The organism is Bacillus sp. z33 (assembly GCF_058313615.1).
The window spans coordinates 1-19,357 of the sequence record NZ_JBZFQN010000004.1 but is presented as its reverse complement, the minus strand read 5'-3'; the positions used below and the strand labels follow the sequence as shown (position 1 = coordinate 19,357).

Below are 19,357 nucleotides of genomic sequence, written 5' to 3'. Positions count from 1 at the left end.
ACATTTGTTCTTATTATACTTCATCCAATGGCTTTCCACGATAATTTATTTATTTTTTTTAGCAGAATCTACTGTCAAGAGTGCCGTATTTAAATCATCATAAATGAGGTTTCCGACAACAATGACATCTGCCAATTCGGACATTTCCTTAGCTTTTTCTGGACTTGTAATACCCCCGCCGTAAAACAGGGTTGTATCCATCAATGTATTTTTAACAGTTCTAACAAGTGTTGGATCTCCGTACTGTCCACTGTATTCTAAATAAAAAATAGGTAAATGCAACATTTTTTCTGCCATAAGGGCATAGGCTGCTGCATCATCTTCTGTAATATCTGTATCGGCCTCCGTCAAATCTGCCACTTTACAATCAGCATTCATGATGCAATACCCCTCCACATGCATTTCATCCCAATTGATCATGTGGCCAAATTCTTTGATTGCTTCTTTATGCAAACCAAGGATCCAGTTTGGATTCTTGCTATTTAATACAGATGGTATAAAATACAAATCAAATCCCGGGGTTAAGGATTCTATATTTGAAACCTCAAGCACACAAGGCAGTGTATAACGCCTAACGCGGGCCATTAAGTCCAGGACATTTTCTAATGTAACACCATCTGAACCTCCGACAATAATCGCATCGGTACCCGATTCACATACCTTCTCCAGTGCTTCATCTGAAATTATTTTATTTGGATCGAGTTTAAACACATGTCTCCACTCGCGAAAATCATACATCCATGACAACCCCCATTCTAATTACCATTTAATCATTATAGCATTCCTTTTAGTGATACCAAAGAGTTAGAAAATTCACATGGTCTGCCAATATTTCACCGTTTGGTAAAACCGTTAAACACTGTTGATGGTAAGTTTTAACCTTGACGTTTTTCAGCAAAAAAATAGACAAAAAAATTGTAGATGCCTCTCCTCACCATCATCACACAAACGTACTGTAAGGCAGATTTACTATAAAAATAGACAAAGAAAGACATATAAAAAAGCAAGCAGCCGTAGCGCTATTTCTACACGGTCTGCTTGCTTTTATTTAAGTTACGCATTATTTTCTTTCAATCTGCCAAGTGCCATTGTATAGGCATCATTTCCGTAATTCAGGCACCGTTTAACCCTTGAAATAGTAGCAGTACTTGCACCCGTTTCCGTCTCAATCATATGATACGTTTTTCCTTCTTCGAGCATACGAGCAACCTCTAGACGCTGGGCAAGAGATTGTATTTCATTTATCGTACATAAATCGTCAAAAAAACGATAACATTCATCGAGATCTTTTAAAGATAATATAGCATTGAATAGTTGATCCAAATCCTTGCCTTTTAGTTTGTTAATTTGCATATGTTCAGGTTCCTCCTAATCATTTGAGAGTGTGACACTCTTATTTAAGCCCGGTTGATCCGGAACAATATTAATCCATGTTTTTCCCTGTACCAATTTAACTTCCGTATCGCCGGATACAGGCACAATCCTACCATCTTTATTCTCCCATTGAACCTCTGAGCGTTTACCCTTTTGCAGTAGGTAAGCATCTCCACCTGTAGTTAAATCAATTTCCCGCCGGCCTTTATCATCTTTGACCTTGTGAATTGCTTCAACTATAAGGATATTATCCAGTTGAACAGGCTTTTTTGTCTCTTCATCTTCCGTACGTACTCCTGCAGTATAGCGTGTATACTTTTCACTGGCAGTATCATACTTATAGGTTACATCAAAATCTGCAGAGCCATAAGATACGTTTGCGACTATATAGTCCTCGCCTGAAATTAAGCCTGTTTCATCTTCTGAAAAAAAGGTATAAGCAGGCGTGTTTTCTTGCATTGTGTATCCTGCTTTTTTTGCACCATTCAAGATGGTATCATATGTGATATAGGAATTATGAGGTGCTTTGCGATCAGAGGATCGTTTGAAAAGCGTCCCATCATGGTCAAGCCCATTCAAGTAGTCTATATAGTCAGATTGAATTAACTTTTGTGCGTCGGGACTCCAGCCATGAAAAATATACAAGCTTTCATGCCCTTTGGCAAGCTCTATGTAATAATCTCTTGCACTTCTGACCGGACCGATATTCTCAGGAAATTCACTTTGGAAAATAGCTAAAAACCTCGTTATATTACTTTCGGCCAAAACCTCATATATGATGTCTGCTTTTGAAATACCTGATTGCGGTCTTGCTATGGGATGGTTATTAACCATAACCGAAATGGCTCTGTGATTGCTTTCCTCGTCATTAGAAACTCCTGTTAACGGATACGCATTCAGTGACTTTTTCAAGACCTCTTCCGTCTTCTCAGACTTTTCATTCGTTTCTTCCTTATTACCTGAACAACCTGCCAGAAGGACAAAAACTAACATCACTATGAACCAAGCTTTCTTAGTCATGCTATGTACCTCACCCCATCACATATAGGATATATTTCTCACTTCTTTACTATTTTAACGCATTATAGTCGGAAAGAGTACAGATTTATTCATAACATCATACAAACCTGCTTGTGTGACTCTCATATAAGGCAAATGAGTAGATGAGAAGAATAATAGGGAATAAATCGGATCTTCGAATGGAAAGCCCTTTTCAGTCAACAATTCCCGTAATCCAGCCTCTTCTTCTATTAAAACAGGAAGTTCCTTATTGGACATCATGCCTTGTATCTGCAGAGGCATTTCAAACAATATTTCCCCTTTCTCTGCAATTACAATACCGCCGCCAATCTCTTTCATCCGATTAAAGGCCAATCTCATATCTTTTTTGCTCTTCCCAATTAACAGAATATCCCCTGAGTTGGAGAATGATGAGGCAAATCCATATAAACGTTTCGCAAAACCTTTCAGCAATGTATTGATTCTAAACTTGCCATCTCTGGTTAGGTACGTAAAAAAGCACTCATCATGATTTTCAGCCAATACCTCTCTTGAAATATCAATATGAATGGAATACGGCTTAGTAATTACATTATTATCCATATTTATACCAAATGGCATAGAGTATTGAAAATCATTTTCTGTTAGATTCCAATCAAGCTCCAGAGGGCTGAGGTCAAAGTCCTCCCACGCAATCGATGACCGTTTCATTTCAACCAGTTTATCCTCCCTTTTCACCCATTGTCCTTTCGATAATACAGAGTGAGGAGTTGGTTTATCTTTTGCAGACAGGAAATTAATGTTTGCTACCCGGCCTGTTGCAATATTTCCGTGTAAATAATCGATACCATAATAGCGGGCAATATTTATGGAAGCCATATTGTAAGCATCTATAATAGGCACACCCTTTTCAATTGCAATTGCAATTAATTGATCTGTAAATCCATCTTTATAAAACCCAGGCGTAGAGCCATCTGTGTTGAAAAATAACCGGTCATAAGAATTCAACTCATATTCTTTTAAATCATCTAAAATACGTGGAAGATCCGGACGAATGGACGAATGCCTTAACGATACATCATATCCCTGCATCAGTCTGTTGATCACTTCCTCGCCTGTCATAGCTTCATGATCACAATCAGCACCAAGCAACATTAATTTCGATAATGTTTTTTCAGAAGCACCCGGAAAATGGCCTTCAATTTTCCTCCTCATCCTTTTCGCTTCCTGAATCCAATGAAGCATCATATCATCCCCATCGAGAAGACGCGGCCATCCTGTCAGCTCTCCAGCTTGCAGGACACCATCATGCTCAAGCCAGCTCTTCACATTGGAATGCGAAAATACCATTTCTTCATTCCTCAGTTCTGTTTGGGAATCAAGCCTGGCCCACCAATACATAGAAATTGGAAGATGGCGCAATTCCTTGAGCAGTGCAAACGCTTGTTTATTATCCATTAGGGTAAACAAAAGCATATTATCATTGATTAAGGTCGTTGTTCCATACTGGGCCGCGTGCATACCAAGGGTTTCCGGATTATATAATTGAAATGGGTGGGCATGCGGCTCAATATAGCCAGGTACCAGATATTGATCTGTGCAATCTACAATCTCATACCCCTCCTGAATAAAAGGCATTTTTTCGCCTACATATACAATTCGATCTGCATAAATCCAGATATTCGCCTTCATCCACTTCTTAAATACCTGGTTCAAATACACCGCATTTGTTAATACTAGCGTCGGCGCCACTTTTCCATCTATCACATCAACATGCTCTCGTAGCTGTTTATTTTTCCATCTGTATCTTTGTCCAAGCACGAATATAACCCCCTTCTCAAAACGTAATTTATTATATTTTAAATAATGGAAGTATCGACTCTTCCATTACAAATCAGAAATGTAAGCCTTTTCAATATACTACCATATTTTTATAGTTTAGAGCATTAAAGAATGATAATTTCCATTTTTCCTTTTTATCTGAGAACCAATAAATTAGTGTATGTATTGTTTCAAATAAATACGCCTTTTTCTCGAATAGGTGTCACAAGGATATCCAAAACCCGTTAAATATAAGGTTATACATCTAACATGCAAGTCCTCAGACCTCAACACATAGTTCATTCCCTTGATCCATTAATCAAAACCTGCACAATCAATCTATTCAGCAAGCTCACAGAACATTGCTTTATAAAAAATGCATTAAACAGCAAAAAACATACTCAGGCAAGTATGTTTATGTTATAGAATGGCCTTAAGTACCATAAGGGCCTAAATTTAATTTTTACAATGACATAAAACTATGTATCTAGTATTTAATGGCCGAAATAACTGGTTACCCAGTTAAATATATAGAAAATTTTATAAACATATGAGCGTAATTAGTCTATTATTGTGGGCTTCTGAGATTAATTGAGCGATTTTAGAGAGGTATTGAGCGAAAGGACCTTTATTTGAGTGGATCAAAGAGGTATTGAGTGAAATTTTTAGGTAATGAATGTATTATCCTGTGATTGAGCAAAAAAACGTTTATCTTGATTGATCGAAAATCTATTTCAGCGATGTTACGGAGTGAACTTCATCACGCTATACTATCATGCCTTTTCGCGCCAACTGTATCTGCTCTTCACACTAAAAAATGATAAGATCCAGCCTGCCATTATTAATCTTCATAAAGCACCCCCTAAAAAGTCTCAATCCTCTCCTTTAGGGGCCGTACTAAAAAGCTGATTGATGTCCTATTACCTACGAATAGCGTTTTCACCAATATCATAACGATAGTAGAGACCCTTACATTGAATTCCTTCCAGTTCGTGATAGGCCTTTTTTTGAGCTAGTTCCAATGTTCGATCCAGCGCAGCCAGCAAGAGGACTCTTCCCCCATCTGTCACAAATTCGCCCCGTTCATTTTTATTTGTTCCGGCATGGTATAGATGTGTATGCACATCAACATAATTTAAGCCCTTTATGACACTGCCCTTTTCATACTCACCTGGATATCCATTCGCTGCCATGACGACTCCAACAGCACTTTCCTCCGACCATTCAAACTCCATATCGATAGCCTTTAAGACATTTTCGACAACTTCCAATAAATCTGATTTTAATCTTGGTAGGATGACCTGTGTTTCGGGATCACCAAATCTCGCATTAAATTCGATAACTTTAGGACCCTCGGTTGTAGTGATTAGTCCGGCATAGAGGATACCGGTAAAGGAGCGCCCCTCTTTCACCATTGCCTTTGCTGTTGGAATCAGGATCTCTTCAAAAGCCTGGCTAACCATATCTTGACCAATGTGCGGAACAGGTGAATAAGCTCCCATTCCACCTGTATTGGGACCTTTATCACCGTCAAAAGCTCGTTTATGGTCCTGAGCAATTTCCATTGGGTAAACCTTTTCTCCATTCACAAAGGCCATAAAGGAGAACTCCTCCCCCTTCAAAAATTCCTCAATCACGATTTTTTCTGATGACTCTCCAAACCTTTGATTAAGCAGCATCTCTTTTAAAGCTTCAAGTGCTTCTCCTTCTGTCATCGCGACGACTACTCCCTTGCCTGCTGCAAGCCCGTCCGCTTTGATGACAATCGGCACGCCTTTTTGCTTCACATATTGGACGGCTTTCTCAAAATCCGTAAATATTTCATATTCCGCTGTAGGAATTTCGTATTTTTTCAACAAATCCTTCGTAAATGACTTACTGCCTTCAATAATAGAAGCAGCCTTATTCGGTCCAAATACAGTCAAACCCTGTGTTATAAAGTCATCTGCCAAACCATTCACTAACGGAACCTCCGGACCAATGAACGCTAATCCTATTTCGTTTTCTTTTGCAAATCGAATTAATCCGGCATGTTCCGTCTCTGGTATATTCACGATTTCAGCCACATCGGTCATTCCCGGATTACCTGGTGCTACGTATACGTTTGTTACACGCTTGCTCTCGGCAAATTTTCTGGCTAAAGCGTGTTCACGGCCTCCGCGCCCTATAACAAGTACTTTCATCATTTCATTTCTCTCCCTTAATGTTTGAAATGTCGTACTCCCGTAGTGACCATTGCTATTCCATACTCATCTGCTTTTTTCACAGAGTCCTCGTCCCTTTTTGAACCACCTGGCTGAATGATGGCAGCGATCCCTGCTTTAGCTGCCGCTTCGACTGTATCATCCATTGGGAAGAATGCATCTGATGCCATAATGGCTCCCGACGCTTTTTCACCAGCCTGCTTTAATGCGATTTTCGCAGCGCCGATTCGATTCATTTGACCCGCCCCAACCCCAAGAGTCATCTGCTCATCGGTTACAACAATTGCATTTGATTTAACATGCTTCACAATTTTCCAACCAAATTGAAGAGCTCTCCACTCAGCTTCTGTTGGCTCTCTTTTTGTGACAACCTGAAGCTCTGCATCTTGAAGATTTGCATAATCTGAGTCCTGCATCAGTAAACCACCTGCAATGGAAGAAAGCTTCTTCTCCCTATTTTCTTTTCCTTCAAATTGAATGGTAAGCAGGCGAATATTTTTCTTAGATGTTAAGATTTCAAGTGCCTCGTCTGAAAATGCCGGAGCAATCACAATTTCAAGAAAGATTTCGTGGAGCATTTTTGCTGTTTTAGCATCGACTTCACGATTCAATGCTACAATGCCACCAAAAATAGAAGTAGGATCTGCATCATATGCTTTTTGGAAAGCTTCATAAATGGTGCTCCCTATCCCTGCCCCGCATGGATTCATATGCTTAACGGCTACAGCAGCCGGCTGTTCAAATTCCTTCACCATTTGCAGAGCAGCATCTGCGTCGTTGATATTGTTATAGGATAACTCCTTGCCATGCAGCTGCCGGGCTGCTGCGATTGAACATGTAGTTCCAAGCAATCTTGCATAAAAAGCAGCTTTTTGATGTGGATTTTCTCCGTAACGGAGTGGCTGCTTCAGTGTGTATGTAACGGTAAGGTTTTCAGGCTGATCCTCTTCTGCCAAATTCGTCATATACTCCGCAATCAGTGCATCATAGGCAGCAGTATGACGAAAAACCTTTGCTGCCAACTTTCTTCTATCTAATAAAGATAGTTCTCCATTATGGAGTGCTTCAAGTACTTTTCGATAGTCTGCCGGATCAACTACAACTGCTACCGACTCATGATTTTTGGCAGATGCCCGTAACATTGCAGGACCGCCGATATCAATGTTTTCGATGGCATCATCAACTCTCACATCTGGTTTGGAAACCGTTTCCTGGAACGGATACAGGTTAACACAGACAAGCTGAATAGGGACGATTCCATGATCCTCAAGCTGAGCCATATGAGCTTTATCATTTTGTTTACCTAACAAACCACCATGAATAAATGGATGCAATGTTTTCACACGTCCATCCATAATTTCCGGAAATCCTGTAACATCACTTACACTTATGACCGGAATGTTGTGATCAGCTAACGTTTTTTTCGTTCCTCCTGTGGAAACAATCTCAAACCCGAGTTCCACAAGCCCTTTGGCGAACTCAACAATCCCCTCTTTATTGGACACACTGACTAAAGCACGCTTCTTCATACTGTTTCCCCCTGTTCGTTACATATCTGCTCAATAATCTTAGGATATAATTCATGCTCAACCTGCTGAATTCTTCTATGTAGATCCTCTATGCTTTCCCCTTCATGAATTGAGATTGCTCTCTGTGCAATAATCGGCCCCGTATCCATGCCTGAATCCACATAATGAATGGTGACACCCGTTACTTTAACCCCTGCTTCTATTGCCTGCATAACTGCATTTTTCCCTGGGAATGTTGGCAATAAAGAAGGGTGGATATTAATAATTTGATTCGGATAGACCATTAACAACACAGGGCCAATCAAACGCATATAGCCTGCCAGAACAATCAAGTCTACTTCTTTTGCCTGCAGCTGTTGTAGAATCTCCTGTTCGAAATCCTTTTTCGAAGGATAGTCCTTTGGTTGAAAGGAGAATACCGGGATATTTAATTGTTCAGCTCTATCTATACAATAAGCGCCTGGATGATCACAAATCAGCCATTCTATTGAAGCATGCAATGCCCCGCTCTCCACTGCTTCCACGAGTGCTTGAAAGTTACTGCCATTGCCTGATGCAAAAATCGCTATTCTTTTCATGGCCTCTCCCTTAGACATATATAATAAAATCCTATCATTCTAATTTTATTTTTCTACTAAGCTGCCTCTGAATAACTCACTAATCAAATAAAATGAACGCCTTCTCCACGAATGACCTGGCCAATTCTTTTAGCCTCTTCTCCCCGTTTAATCAGCCGTGTAATCAGTTCATCTGCTTTTTCAGTTTCAACAGCCAGAACCATCCCAATCCCCATATTAAAAATCGAAAACATTTCTTCTTCTCGCAGAGAACCTTTGCTTTTTAAAAGGGAGAAGATCGGGTTTATCTTCCACGAGCCTGTTTTAATTTCGACTCCAAATCCATCTGGTAGCATACGCGGGATATTTTCGATAAATCCCCCACCTGTAATGTGAGCGATCCCATGGACTGAGTCTCTCTTCAATAACTCAATCACAGGTTTAACGTAGATTTTAGTCGGGCGCAGTAATTCCTCTCCCAACGTACAATCCAATTCCTCAATAAATTGATCCAGCTTCATTGATGATTCATCAAGCAAAATCTTTCTTACTAATGAGAACCCATTACTATGAATCCCGCTTGAAGGCAGACCGATTAAGACATCACCCTCGCGTACAAAGCTTCCATCAATCAGCTTACTTTTTTCTACCACACCAACCGTAAAACCAGCCAGATCATATTCATCAATCGCGTACATTCCCGGCATTTCAGCTGTTTCACCGCCAATCAGGGCACAGCCTGCCTGCTCGCACCCATCTGCTATTCCTTTTACAATTGCTTCTACTTTTATCGGATCCGCTTTTCCACAAGCAATGTAATCTAGGAAATATAACGGCTCCGCTCCTTGGGCAATAATATCATTTACACACATGGCAACGCAGTCAATGCCAATGGTATCATGCTTATCCATCATTATAGCGAGTAATAATTTAGTTCCAACTCCATCTGTTCCAGAGACAAGGACAGGCTCCTGAATGGACAATGCCGATAAATCAAACATCCCTCCGAAACCGCCTAAAGGGCCAATAACCTCAGGCCTTTGTGTACGGCTAACATGCTTTCTCATGCGCGCAACAGATTCATATCCCGCTTCAATATCCACGCCTGCACGTTTATAGGCATTCGACAAAGTAATCATCCTTTCCTACTCCTGCAAATGAATCCGCTGCCGCTATTTTATTTTTTCATATGCCTGATGGTCAGTTTCATAAATATCAGTTGGATATTTCCCCGTAAAACATGCCATACATTGGCCCCGATACTTGCCCTCAAAAGGCCGTCCAATTGCCTCAACCGTCCCATCTACGCTCAAAAAGGTTAAGGAATCGGCACCAATCATTTCTCTGATTTCTTCCACTGAGTTTGATCCGGCAATCAGCTCTCCTTTAGCAGATGTATCAATTCCATAGTAACAAGGATTCTTGATTGGAGGAGAACTAATGCAAACATGGACCTCTTTTGCACCAGCTTCCTTAAGCATCGCCACAATCCTCCTGCTAGTCGTACCCCTTACTATTGAATCATCCACCATAATGACTCTTTTTCCTTCGACAACCCCACGTACCGGAGCCAGCTTCATTTTTACCCCTTGTTCACGCAGCGATTGTGATGGCTGTATAAATGTCCGTCCTACATATCTATTTTTAATTAGTCCAATCTCATATGGAATCCCGCTCACTTCAGCAAAACCAATCGCTGCTGATATGCTTGAATCCGGAACACCTGTGACCACATCCGCCTCGATTTGCGCTTCCATAGCCAGCTGTTTTCCGAGATTCTTCCTGGCCGTATGAACATTAATCCCATCTATATTACTATCCGGTCTTGAAAAATAAATATACTCCATACTGCACATGGCTCTGCCAGTTGATAAAGCAAAATATTCCGATTGGATTCCTTCATCATTGATGATGACCAGCTCTCCTGGCCTTACATCGCGAATATAGTCTGCTCCTATTAAATCAAAGGCGCATGTTTCTGATGCAGCTGCATATCCTTCTCCAATCCGCCCAATCGAAACAGGGCGCAAACCATGGGGGTCCACAGCTATCATCATTTCTGTTTCTGTCATAACCAGGAATGCATAGGCTCCCTGAACGAACGATAAAGCTTTCTTAACCCGCTCCTTAAAGCATGTTGAACCGGAGGAACGCCTGATTAAATGAGCAAGGACCTCTGTATCCGAAGTGGTGTGAAAAATGCTTCCATCTACTTCTAGCTGATCTTTCAACTGGGTTGCATTAACCAGATTTCCATTATGTGCGAGAGCAAAGCTGCCCATAGTCTGAGAATTAAATAAAAATGGCTGAACATTGGCCACTCCGCCTCCGCCTGCCGTAGCATAGCGCACATGTCCGATTGCACTCCGCCCCTTCATATCCTCGATAATCTTCTGGTTGAAAACATCATTTACGAGACCTTCCGCTTTATGTGATTTCAATCCATGGCCATCCGTCACGACCATTCCGGCTCCTTCTTGGCCACGATGCTGCAGACTGTGTAAACCATAGTAAGTTAATTGAGATGCTTCCTCATGCCCCCAGATTCCAAACAACCCACATTCTTCATTTAGTCCACGGATTTCAGCAAGCACGGGATAGCTCCCTTCCAGACGTTCATTAGCTGTTTCGAATCAATATCAATAACCACTTCGTCTTGCTCATTACGAATCAGATACTTTCCTGTACGGGTTACCTTCCCTATTTGTACTGCTTCAGAGATGATTTCTTCAAATTTTTGCACTTGTTCCGAAGAAACCGTCACAAGGAAGCGAGATTGTGATTCCGAAAATAATTCCGTTACCATGTCTCCCTCTAGTGTGACTTCCAGGCCAAGCTCTTCTGTGCCAAACAATCCTTCAGCAAGTGCTACTGCAAGCCCGCCTTCTGCAAGGTCATGCGCTGATTTGACCAAACCTGTCTGAATGGCCTTCAAAAGCTTATTCTGTCGTTCTTTTTCAACCTTTAGATTCAGGTAAGGTGCATGACCAAAGATTCGTCCATCATTCTTTAATTTTTGTAACTCACTTCCTCCAAATTCAGAATACGTTTCTCCGATCAAGTAAATCAGATCTTCCTTGTCTTTGAAAGATTGAGTGGTAATATGATTGATGTTATGAACCAGCCCTACCATTCCCACAACCGGCGTTGGATAAATAGCTTCTCCATTTGTTTCATTATATAAGGACACATTCCCGCCAATAACCGGTGTCCCCAGTACACGGCATGCTTCACTTATTCCATCTGCGGCCTTTTCAAGCTGCCAAAAAATTTCAGGCTTTTCCGGATTCCCAAAGTTTAAGCAATCAGTAATCGCCAGCGGTTCACCACCGGAACAAATAATATTACGTGCCGCTTCAGCCACCGCAATTTGGCCACCTATTTCAGGATTCAAATACAGATATCGAGAATTGCAATCTGTTGTCATAGCCAACGCTTTTTCTGTACCGCGAATACGTATAACAGCAGCATCAGAACCGGGAGCCACGATTGTATTGGTCCGTACCATATAATCATATTGTTCGTAAACCCATTCCTTACTTGCGATGGTTGGCTGTGCCAATAGGGATAATAGAGTTTCTGTATAGTTACCCACAGCAGGTGTTTCATTTTCCATTACTAGAAACTCTTTAAAATACTCAGGTTCTTTAGACGACTTATAATAAACTGGAGCGTCCTCAGCTAGCGCATCAGCTCGTACATTTGCCACGACTTTGCCACAATGTGTTAACCGTAGCATTTTATCCTTCGTTACAGCACCAACAGCTACCGCTTCAAGTCCATATTTTTCAAACAGCTCTTCAATTTCCGGCTCCCGACCTTTTTTCACTACAATCAGCATACGTTCCTGTGATTCAGACAACATCATTTCATAAGGTGTCATTCCCACTTCTCGCTGAGGAATCTTATCTAAATTCATTTCAATCCCAGATCCAGCTTTGGAGGCCATCTCAGCGGAAGAACTGGTTAAACCGGCTGCCCCCATATCCTGTATGCCCACAAGTGCATCCGATTTTACAAGCTCCAAACATGCTTCAAGTAAAAGCTTTTCCATGAATGGATCTCCAACTTGTACAGCCGGTCGTTTAGAATCAGAATCATCTGTTAATTCTTCCGATGCAAAGGTTGCCCCGTGGATACCATCACGCCCAGTTTTTGCGCCAACATACATGACCGTATTTCCTATACCATGTGCCTGACCTTTTTTTATGTCCTTATGATTAATTATTCCGACACACATCACATTTACAAGTGGATTGCCGTCATAGGATGAATCGAATTGAATTTCGCCACCCACAGTCGGTATTCCGATACAATTTCCATATCCCGCAATTCCAGCTACAATTTCTTCAAACAAGTACTTCATTCGCGGTGTCTTTATTTCTCCAAAGCGCAAAGAATTCAGGATGGCAATCGGCCTGGCTCCCATGGAAAAGACATCTCGGATAATTCCGCCCACACCGGTTGCAGCACCTTGATAAGGTTCAATCGCAGATGGATGGTTATGACTCTCTATTTTAAATACAACCGCTAAGCCCTCACCGATATCAACAATACCTGCACCTTCTCCCGGACCCTGTAACACTCGTTCACCCGTTGTGGGGAATTTCTTTAATACAGGCTTGGAGTTTTTATAGCTGCAATGCTCAGACCACATGACAGAAAATAAGCCGGTTTCTGTATAGTTTGGCAGGCGCCCGAGGATTTTCTCTATTGTCGCAAACTCAACATCCGTTAAACCCAATGTGGTATATACCCGATTTTCTTTAATCATGATTGGACTTGGCTCAAGCATTAACGGCATGGGTTTCCCTCCAATATTGAACGATCGATTTGAATAATCTAATCCCGTCAACACTGCCAAGCAGGGAAGAAACAGCTCTTTCCGGATGCGGCATCATCCCCAGGACATTGCCTTCTTCACTCATAATTCCCGCAATATCATTATGACTTCCATTTGGATTTCCATCATATGAAAAAAGAATCCGATGTTGGGTAATTAACTGTTCCAATGTCTCCTCATCACAATAATAATTACCCTCGCCATGTGCAATAGGGATCGTGATTTTTTCATTTTCCGCATAACAGTTCGTAAAAGGAGTATTGTTGTTTACGACACGTAACGTCTGCGGTCTGCAAATAAATTTCAAATCAGAATTGCGCCGCATAGCTCCCGGTAATAATCCCGCCTCCAGTAATACCTGAAAGCCATTACATACGCCGAGAACCGGAATGCCTTCCATTGCCACTCTTTTTACGGCCTCCATAATCGGCGAAAATCGGGCAATCGCTCCACACCTTAAATAATCACCATAGGAAAAACCTCCAGGCAGTAAGATTGCATCAAATCCTTCAAGACTTGTTTCCGTATGCCAAACATATTCTGCTTCTTCACCCAGTTCATCACGAATGGCATGGTACATATCTATATCACAATTCGAACCCGGAAAGACGATTACTGCAAATTTCACTGCTTGATAACCTCCTCGACTTCATATCGATAGTCTTCAACAACCATATTGACTAACAATTTTTCACACATCTTGCGGACGGATTCATCAACATCTGCAGTAGATTCAGAGAGTTCCATTTCCATATACTTACCAATCCGAACATCCAGTACCTCCAAAAAATTCAGGGCATTCAATGATTTTTGGACTGCGGTTCCCTGCGGATCCAATACACTTTCGCGAAGAGTGACATAAACCTTTACTTTATACATGTTGGACGTCCTCCAGCTTAGCAAGAATTTTTTTATAGGCATCTGTTAAACTACCAAGATCCCGGCGGAAAACATCCTTATCCAATTTTTCATTTGTATGCATATCCCATAGACGGCATGTATCCGGTGAGATTTCATCCGCAAGCAAGATTTCACCTGCTTCATCACGGCCAAACTCTAGCTTAAAATCGATTAACCTTATTTCCATAGAAACAAATAAACTTTGTAATTTCCCATTAATTTGCATGGCGTATTTTTTTAATATTCCGACTTCTTTGATTGTAGAAAGGCCTAGGATATCAATATGATCTTCTGTAATCAGCGGATCACGAAGTAAATCATCTTTATAATAAAATTCTACAACTGGTCTTTTAAGAGGGATTCCCTCCTCCATACCTACTCTTTTTGAAAAACTGCCGGCAGCGACATTCCGGACCACTACCTCTAAAGGAATCATGCTAACTCGTTTAACAAGTTGTTCTGTTTCCGATATTTTCTTCATAAAATGAGATTTAATGCCCTCACGGTGAAGCCATTCAAATAAAAGGCTCGTTATTTCATTATTTAGGCGTCCTTTTCCCTCAATCATCGCATTCTTTTCACCATTAAATGCGGTAGCGGAGTCCTTGTATTGGATAAGAACGATTCCTGGATCATCAGTTGCATAGATTTGCTTAGCTTTCCCTTCATAAAGGAGTTCACTTTTCGCCAATGTATTGCCTCCTATAAAGTCATAGTCCTAAGTCACTCAACATTATATAAAAGTTTGGAGATGGGCATCCCCTCATCCTTATAAGGAAATGCCCCCTCACAAAACTTACAGTCCCATACGTTCGAAGATGAAATCTACATTTTTCAGATGATAGTGATAATCGAAACAATCATCCAGTTCTTCTTTAGACAGGTAGGATGTAATCGTTTCATCCGCTTCAAGCAACTCACGGAACTGAACCTGTGTTTCCCATGCTTCCATTGCCTTTGGCTGGACAGTATCATAGGCTTTTTCACGAGATAGCCCTTTATCAATTAAAGTAAGCAATACACGCTGAGAATAAATTAATCCATACGTACGATCCATGTTGCGTTTCATATTCTCCGGAAATACCGTTAAGTTTTTCACGATATTGCTGAAACGATTCAACATATAGTTCAGTAAAATTGTGGCATCCGGCAGGATAATTCGCTCAGCCGATGAATGCGAAATATCACGTTCATGCCAAAGTGAAACATTTTCATAGGCCGTCACCATATGACCGCGAATCACACGTGCCAAACCCGTCATATTCTCGGAACCGATTGGATTCCGTTTATGCGGCATAGCGGAAGAACCTTTTTGCCCTTTCGCAAAGAATTCCTCCACTTCACGAGTTTCACTTTTTTGTAATCCACGAATTTCAGTCGCAAATTTTTCAATAGATGTGGCAATCAATGCGAGCGTGGACATGTAATGTGCATGTCGGTCACGCTGTAAGGTTTGAGTAGAAATTAGTGATGGCTTAATTCCAAGCTTTTCACAAACAAACTTCTCTACAAATGGATCGATGTTGGCATAAGTACCAACAGCGCCGGAAATTTTGCCATACTCTACTGTATCTGCCGCTTCTTTTAATCTCTTTAGATTACGCTTCATTTCTTCGTACCAAAGTGCCATTTTTAAGCCAAATGTCGTTGGCTCCGCATGAACGCCATGTGTACGCCCCATCATGACCGTATATTTATGCTCTTTTGCTTTTTCAGCCAAAATTGTAATAAACCGCTCCACATCTGCGATTAAAATATCATTGGCTTGTTTAAGCAAATACGATAAAGCCGTATCCACTACATCGGTAGAAGTAAGTCCATAATGGACCCACTTACGTTCCTCTCCCAGTGTTTCTGAAACAGCACGTGTAAAAGCAACTACGTCATGGCGGGTTTCTGCTTCAATTTCCTTAATACGCTTTACATCAAACGATGCACGTTCTCTCAGTACTTTCACGTCTTCTTTAGGAATCGCCCCAAGCTCAGCCCATGCTTCACATGCCAAAATCTCCACTTCAAGCCACGCTTTAAAGCGATTCTCTTCAGTCCATATCCTTCCCATTTCAGGTCTTGTATAACGTTCAATCATAAATTAAAATCCACCTTTTCTATTTGTTCTTCTGATTGTTCAATCCATATTTTTGTACGATTAAGCTCCTCCAATATTTCTATTGGATGCTCTCCTAAGATTGTAATATGCCCCATTTTTCGGTTTGGCTTCGCTTCACTTTTTCCGTAAATATGTATATTCCAATCTGGTTCTTCTCCTAAAGCCTGTATAACAGGTTCCATGTGCTGGCCCAGAATGTTGACCATTACCGCACTCGAATGTAATTCAGTATGACCTAGTGGCCAATTGCATACTGCTCTTATATGTTGCTCAAATTGAGAGGTCTCACATGCTTCAATGGAATAATGACCAGAATTATGAGGTCTTGGTGCTAGTTCATTCACCAAAATGTCATCCTCGTCCATCAGAAACATTTCAATGGCCAATGTACCTACCAGCTTTAATGATTCTGCCAATTGCACTGCAATTCCAATAGCATAGCTCTGAGCGTTTGGACTAATTCTCGCTGGGACGATTGATTGATGTAAAATATTATTCACATGTATGTTCTCAGCAACGGGGAAGACCCTTACTGAACCATCCAGTTTTCGAGTTACAATAACCGAAATTTCTTTGTGAAACGGGATGAACTCCTCCAGAACACAAATACCATCATCCATCAATCCAGTTGTTTGGGCTAAATCTGCTTCCTCCCTTATAACAAGCTGGCCTTTTCCATCATAACCGCCACGTGCCATTTTCAGCACGGAAGGATAACCCAGTTTAACAATAGCCTGTCGAAGGTCTTCGTGATTGGTAATCACAGTATAGGGAGCAATTCGGACACCAGATTTCTCGATTGCTTGTTTTTCCAAGACCCGATCCTGTGTAATTCTTAATATATCCGTGCCTTGCGGGATATATGAATCACTCATTAATTGATCGATTGCATCTGCATTAACATTTTCAAACTCAAAAGTCACAAGATCACTTATCTTAGCCAATCTTTGTAAAGCTTCTATATCATCAAATGCTGCGGTTATTTCAATATCTGCAACCTGTCCGCATGGACTCTTCGGTGTTGGATCAAGAACAGCTATTTTAAAACCAGATTGCCTAGCTGCCAGCGCCATCATGCGTCCCAGCTGACCTCCGCCTATAATTCCAATCGTCTGTCCCGGTAAAATCACTGGTACCTCGTTATTCAAGTTCATCACAACTTTCAATCGATTGTCTTTGAATTTTTAATCTATATTGTTCCAGTGCTTCTGCTATATCCTGCTCGTATGCTCCTAATAATTGAACAGCCAATAGTCCGGCATTTGTTGCACCCGCTTTACCAATTGCCATTGTTGCAACAGGTACTCCTCCTGGCATCTGCACAATCGATAGCAGAGAATCCAAGCCATTTAACGCACGGGATTGCACGGGGACACCGATTACTGGTAAAGTTGTTTTGGCTGCTACCATTCCTGGTAAATGGGCTGCTCCTCCTGCGCCTGCTATAATCACTTTGATCCCACGGCCTCGTGCACTCTGCGAGTATTCAAACATTAAATCAGGTGTTCTATGGGCAGATACTACATTTTTCTCATAGGCAATCTCAAATTCATCCAAAATAGCACATGCATGCTTCATCGTTTCCCAGTCTGATATGCTTCCCATGATTACTCCAACCTTCGGCTCACCCATCATTTTCGCCTCCAAATAAAAAAGCTGCATGAACAAACTTTCAAAAAGAGAAAGCAGTCCACACAGCTTATATGCTATGCCAAACCAAGCACTTAGGACAAGTACTATGCCCTCACATATAAGGTGAGGTCCGCTTTCTCTCATAGTCCAAAAATTTATTCGGTCTTTGGGTAGAAACTTGCAGGCCATATCCCCGCTATTATATGAGAGAAGTATTAATTTAAATGTTTCTTTTACGTATTTATCTTAACAATGGGACCATTTGTATGTCAACTAAAAATCGAACATTTCTGCCATTTAATGTTATATTGTTCGTTTTTACTCCATTAATTTTCCTTCAAAAATGATTTGGCGTGAAATTGGAACATATTCCGGCTGATTGCCATTTTTTACTTCCTTAAAAATTGGTTTCTCTGTACGTTTTACAGGGAAATAACCTTCCCTTTTCATACGCTCCAGGCATGCATCAATGCTCTCATTCTCTTGTAATTCAAATCTTAGTTTCTTTGGCTTAGCCAATTAATCGTCGTCCTTTCTTTATTAACACTACTAGTAGTGTATCCCATTTAGTACTCTTTTCGAAAGATTTTTTGATGGCTATCTATAAATGCCTGTTCATAGGCCTGACTGTATCTACTAAAGGACTTTATCAAGTCAGATAGACAAACACTATGCTCATTCCAATACCGTTTGTAACTAGCTTCATGACACTGGTTTTTGATTTTCCTATACCTGAGCCTTCACTCCACTTTACTTTGGGTAACACAGCTTTAAGCCGGTCTGGGATATTTCATAGGTGTGTGATAGCTGGTTTCCTACACACTTCTAACAGCTTTCATGCACCTTTACCCGGGGAAACGTGTATAAGAGGTGTTTGCATGGATGTAGGATAGATGTTTCCTGCAGACCTCTAATAGCTTTCACGCACCTTTACCCGATCATTTGAGTTGCATAGGTGTATAAGAGATGCAGGAGAGCGCGGCTTTCCCAAGATATAGATATAAATAATATAGTTCATCTCCTCGAACCTAAAAAATCGCACAAAAAAACCAGTTCAAGAACTGAACTGGTTTTAAAATTGCCCGGCAACGTCCTACTCTCACAGGGACTCGCGTCCCAACTACCATCGGCGCTGAAGAGCTTAACTTCCGTGTTCGGAATGGGAACGGGTGTGGCCTCTTCGCCATCGTTACCGGACTATTTGATTAGAAAGAAAATCATTCTTTCAAAACTGGATAATGTAATTTGGGCAAGTTGCGTTTTGAATCATTTGGTTAAGTCCTCGAACGATTAGTATCCGTCAGCTCCATGTGTCACCACACTTCCACCTCGGACCTATCAACCTGATCATCTTTCAGGGTTCTTACTAGCTTGCGCTATGGGAAATC

17 protein-coding genes, 2 rRNA genes and 1 riboswitch are annotated in these 19,357 nt (G+C 41.1%); all 19 genes read right to left on the bottom strand.

Features of this window, described 5'->3' with window-relative positions:
• Positions 1-45 precede the first annotated feature (45 nt).
• A complete protein-coding gene (gene pcrB / locus AC4G3L_RS14770) occupies positions 46-738 on the bottom strand; it encodes a heptaprenylglyceryl phosphate synthase (protein WP_491077761.1) in 693 nt (230 codons plus the stop codon).
• Positions 739-1,053: 315 nt separating this feature from the next.
• Positions 1,054-1,353 carry a YerC/YecD family TrpR-related protein gene (locus AC4G3L_RS14765; protein ID WP_491077760.1) on the bottom strand — a complete coding sequence of 100 codons (300 nt, stop codon included), beginning with the start codon at positions 1,351-1,353 and terminating at the stop codon, positions 1,054-1,056.
• Positions 1,354-1,368: 15 nt separating this feature from the next.
• Entirely contained in the window at positions 1,369-2,394 is a 1,026-nt protein-coding gene (locus AC4G3L_RS14760) for a DUF3048 domain-containing protein (RefSeq protein WP_491077759.1), read from the bottom strand.
• Between the two features lie 54 nt (positions 2,395-2,448).
• Positions 2,449-4,194 (bottom strand): adenine deaminase C-terminal domain-containing protein, encoded by a 1,746-nt coding sequence (locus AC4G3L_RS14755; RefSeq protein ID WP_491077758.1) that lies wholly within the window; start codon positions 4,192-4,194, stop codon positions 2,449-2,451.
• 920 nt (positions 4,195-5,114) lie between these two features.
• Positions 5,115-6,377, bottom strand: coding sequence for a phosphoribosylamine--glycine ligase (gene purD / locus AC4G3L_RS14750; protein ID WP_491077966.1), 1,263 nt, complete (start codon positions 6,375-6,377; stop codon positions 5,115-5,117).
• 17 nt (positions 6,378-6,394) lie between these two features.
• Positions 6,395-7,927, bottom strand: coding sequence for a bifunctional phosphoribosylaminoimidazolecarboxamide formyltransferase/IMP cyclohydrolase (purH, locus tag AC4G3L_RS14745; RefSeq protein WP_491077757.1), 1,533 nt, complete (start codon positions 7,925-7,927; stop codon positions 6,395-6,397).
• Positions 7,924-8,505, bottom strand: coding sequence for a phosphoribosylglycinamide formyltransferase (purN, locus tag AC4G3L_RS14740; RefSeq protein WP_491077965.1), 582 nt, complete (start codon positions 8,503-8,505; stop codon positions 7,924-7,926). The genes purH and purN overlap by 4 nt, the downstream gene beginning before the upstream one ends.
• A gap of 83 nt (positions 8,506-8,588) precedes the next feature.
• A complete protein-coding gene (purM, locus tag AC4G3L_RS14735) occupies positions 8,589-9,614 on the bottom strand; it encodes a phosphoribosylformylglycinamidine cyclo-ligase (protein WP_491077964.1) in 1,026 nt (341 codons plus the stop codon).
• 42 nt (positions 9,615-9,656) lie between these two features.
• Positions 9,657-11,078 carry an amidophosphoribosyltransferase gene (purF, locus tag AC4G3L_RS14730; protein WP_491077756.1) on the bottom strand — a complete coding sequence of 474 codons (1,422 nt, stop codon included), beginning with the start codon at positions 11,076-11,078 and terminating at the stop codon, positions 9,657-9,659.
• Positions 11,054-13,288 (bottom strand): phosphoribosylformylglycinamidine synthase subunit PurL, encoded by a 2,235-nt coding sequence (purL, locus tag AC4G3L_RS14725; protein ID WP_491077755.1) that lies wholly within the window; start codon positions 13,286-13,288, stop codon positions 11,054-11,056. The genes purF and purL overlap by 25 nt, the downstream gene beginning before the upstream one ends.
• The gene (purQ, locus tag AC4G3L_RS14720; protein WP_491077754.1) at positions 13,272-13,955 is read right to left on the bottom strand and encodes a phosphoribosylformylglycinamidine synthase subunit PurQ; all 684 of its coding nucleotides are present in this window, start codon (positions 13,953-13,955) and stop codon (positions 13,272-13,274) included. Before purQ ends, purL begins: the two co-directional genes overlap by 17 nt.
• Positions 13,952-14,206 carry a phosphoribosylformylglycinamidine synthase subunit PurS gene (purS, locus tag AC4G3L_RS14715; RefSeq protein WP_491077753.1) on the bottom strand — a complete coding sequence of 85 codons (255 nt, stop codon included), beginning with the start codon at positions 14,204-14,206 and terminating at the stop codon, positions 13,952-13,954. The genes purQ and purS overlap by 4 nt, the downstream gene beginning before the upstream one ends.
• Positions 14,199-14,918: a phosphoribosylaminoimidazolesuccinocarboxamide synthase gene (purC, locus tag AC4G3L_RS14710; RefSeq protein ID WP_491077752.1), complete on the bottom strand. Its 720-nt coding sequence runs from the start codon at positions 14,916-14,918 to the stop codon at positions 14,199-14,201. Before purC ends, purS begins: the two co-directional genes overlap by 8 nt.
• A 105-nt stretch (positions 14,919-15,023) precedes the next feature.
• Positions 15,024-16,316, bottom strand: a complete 1,293-nt coding sequence (gene purB / locus AC4G3L_RS14705) for an adenylosuccinate lyase (RefSeq protein ID WP_491077751.1) — start codon at positions 16,314-16,316, stop codon at positions 15,024-15,026.
• Positions 16,313-17,491 carry a 5-(carboxyamino)imidazole ribonucleotide synthase gene (purK, locus tag AC4G3L_RS14700; protein WP_491077750.1) on the bottom strand — a complete coding sequence of 393 codons (1,179 nt, stop codon included), beginning with the start codon at positions 17,489-17,491 and terminating at the stop codon, positions 16,313-16,315. Before purK ends, purB begins: the two co-directional genes overlap by 4 nt.
• Positions 17,478-17,969: a 5-(carboxyamino)imidazole ribonucleotide mutase gene (gene purE, locus AC4G3L_RS14695; protein ID WP_491077749.1), complete on the bottom strand. Its 492-nt coding sequence runs from the start codon at positions 17,967-17,969 to the stop codon at positions 17,478-17,480. Before purE ends, purK begins: the two co-directional genes overlap by 14 nt.
• A 123-nt stretch (positions 17,970-18,092) precedes the next feature.
• Positions 18,093-18,196: riboswitch (purine riboswitch) on the bottom strand.
• Positions 18,197-18,287: 91 nt separating this feature from the next.
• Positions 18,288-18,488, bottom strand: a complete 201-nt coding sequence (locus AC4G3L_RS14690; RefSeq protein ID WP_491077748.1) for an NETI motif-containing protein — start codon at positions 18,486-18,488, stop codon at positions 18,288-18,290.
• A gap of 561 nt (positions 18,489-19,049) precedes the next feature.
• A 5S ribosomal RNA gene (gene rrf / locus AC4G3L_RS14685) occupies positions 19,050-19,166 on the bottom strand.
• A 73-nt stretch (positions 19,167-19,239) separates the two neighbouring features.
• Positions 19,240-19,357 (bottom strand): 23S ribosomal RNA (locus tag AC4G3L_RS14680); the annotation flags it as partial.

Bases quoted from the DNA above. Each gene is read 5' to 3' on its own strand.
- purE (WP_491077749.1), bottom strand. From the start codon at position 17,969: ATGGGTGAGCCGAAGGTTGGAGTAATCATGGGAAGCATATCAGACTGG.
- purH (WP_491077757.1), bottom strand. From the start codon at position 7,927: ATGAAGAAGCGTGCTTTAGTCAGTGTGTCCAATAAAGAGGGGATTGTT.
- purN (WP_491077965.1), bottom strand. From the start codon at position 8,505: ATGAAAAGAATAGCGATTTTTGCATCAGGCAATGGCAGTAACTTTCAA.
- AC4G3L_RS14760 (WP_491077759.1), bottom strand. From the start codon at position 2,394: ATGACTAAGAAAGCTTGGTTCATAGTGATGTTAGTTTTTGTCCTTCTG.
- AC4G3L_RS14765 (WP_491077760.1), bottom strand. From the start codon at position 1,353: ATGCAAATTAACAAACTAAAAGGCAAGGATTTGGATCAACTATTCAAT.
- purK (WP_491077750.1), bottom strand. From the start codon at position 17,491: ATGAACTTGAATAACGAGGTACCAGTGATTTTACCGGGACAGACGATT.
- purS (WP_491077753.1), bottom strand. From the start codon at position 14,206: ATGTATAAAGTAAAGGTTTATGTCACTCTTCGCGAAAGTGTATTGGAT.
- pcrB (WP_491077761.1), bottom strand. From the start codon at position 738: ATGTATGATTTTCGCGAGTGGAGACATGTGTTTAAACTCGATCCAAAT.
- purD (WP_491077966.1), bottom strand. From the start codon at position 6,377: ATGAAAGTACTTGTTATAGGGCGCGGAGGCCGTGAACACGCTTTAGCC.
- purL (WP_491077755.1), bottom strand. From the start codon at position 13,288: ATGCCGTTAATGCTTGAGCCAAGTCCAATCATGATTAAAGAAAATCGG.
- purB (WP_491077751.1), bottom strand. From the start codon at position 16,316: ATGATTGAACGTTATACAAGACCTGAAATGGGAAGGATATGGACTGAA.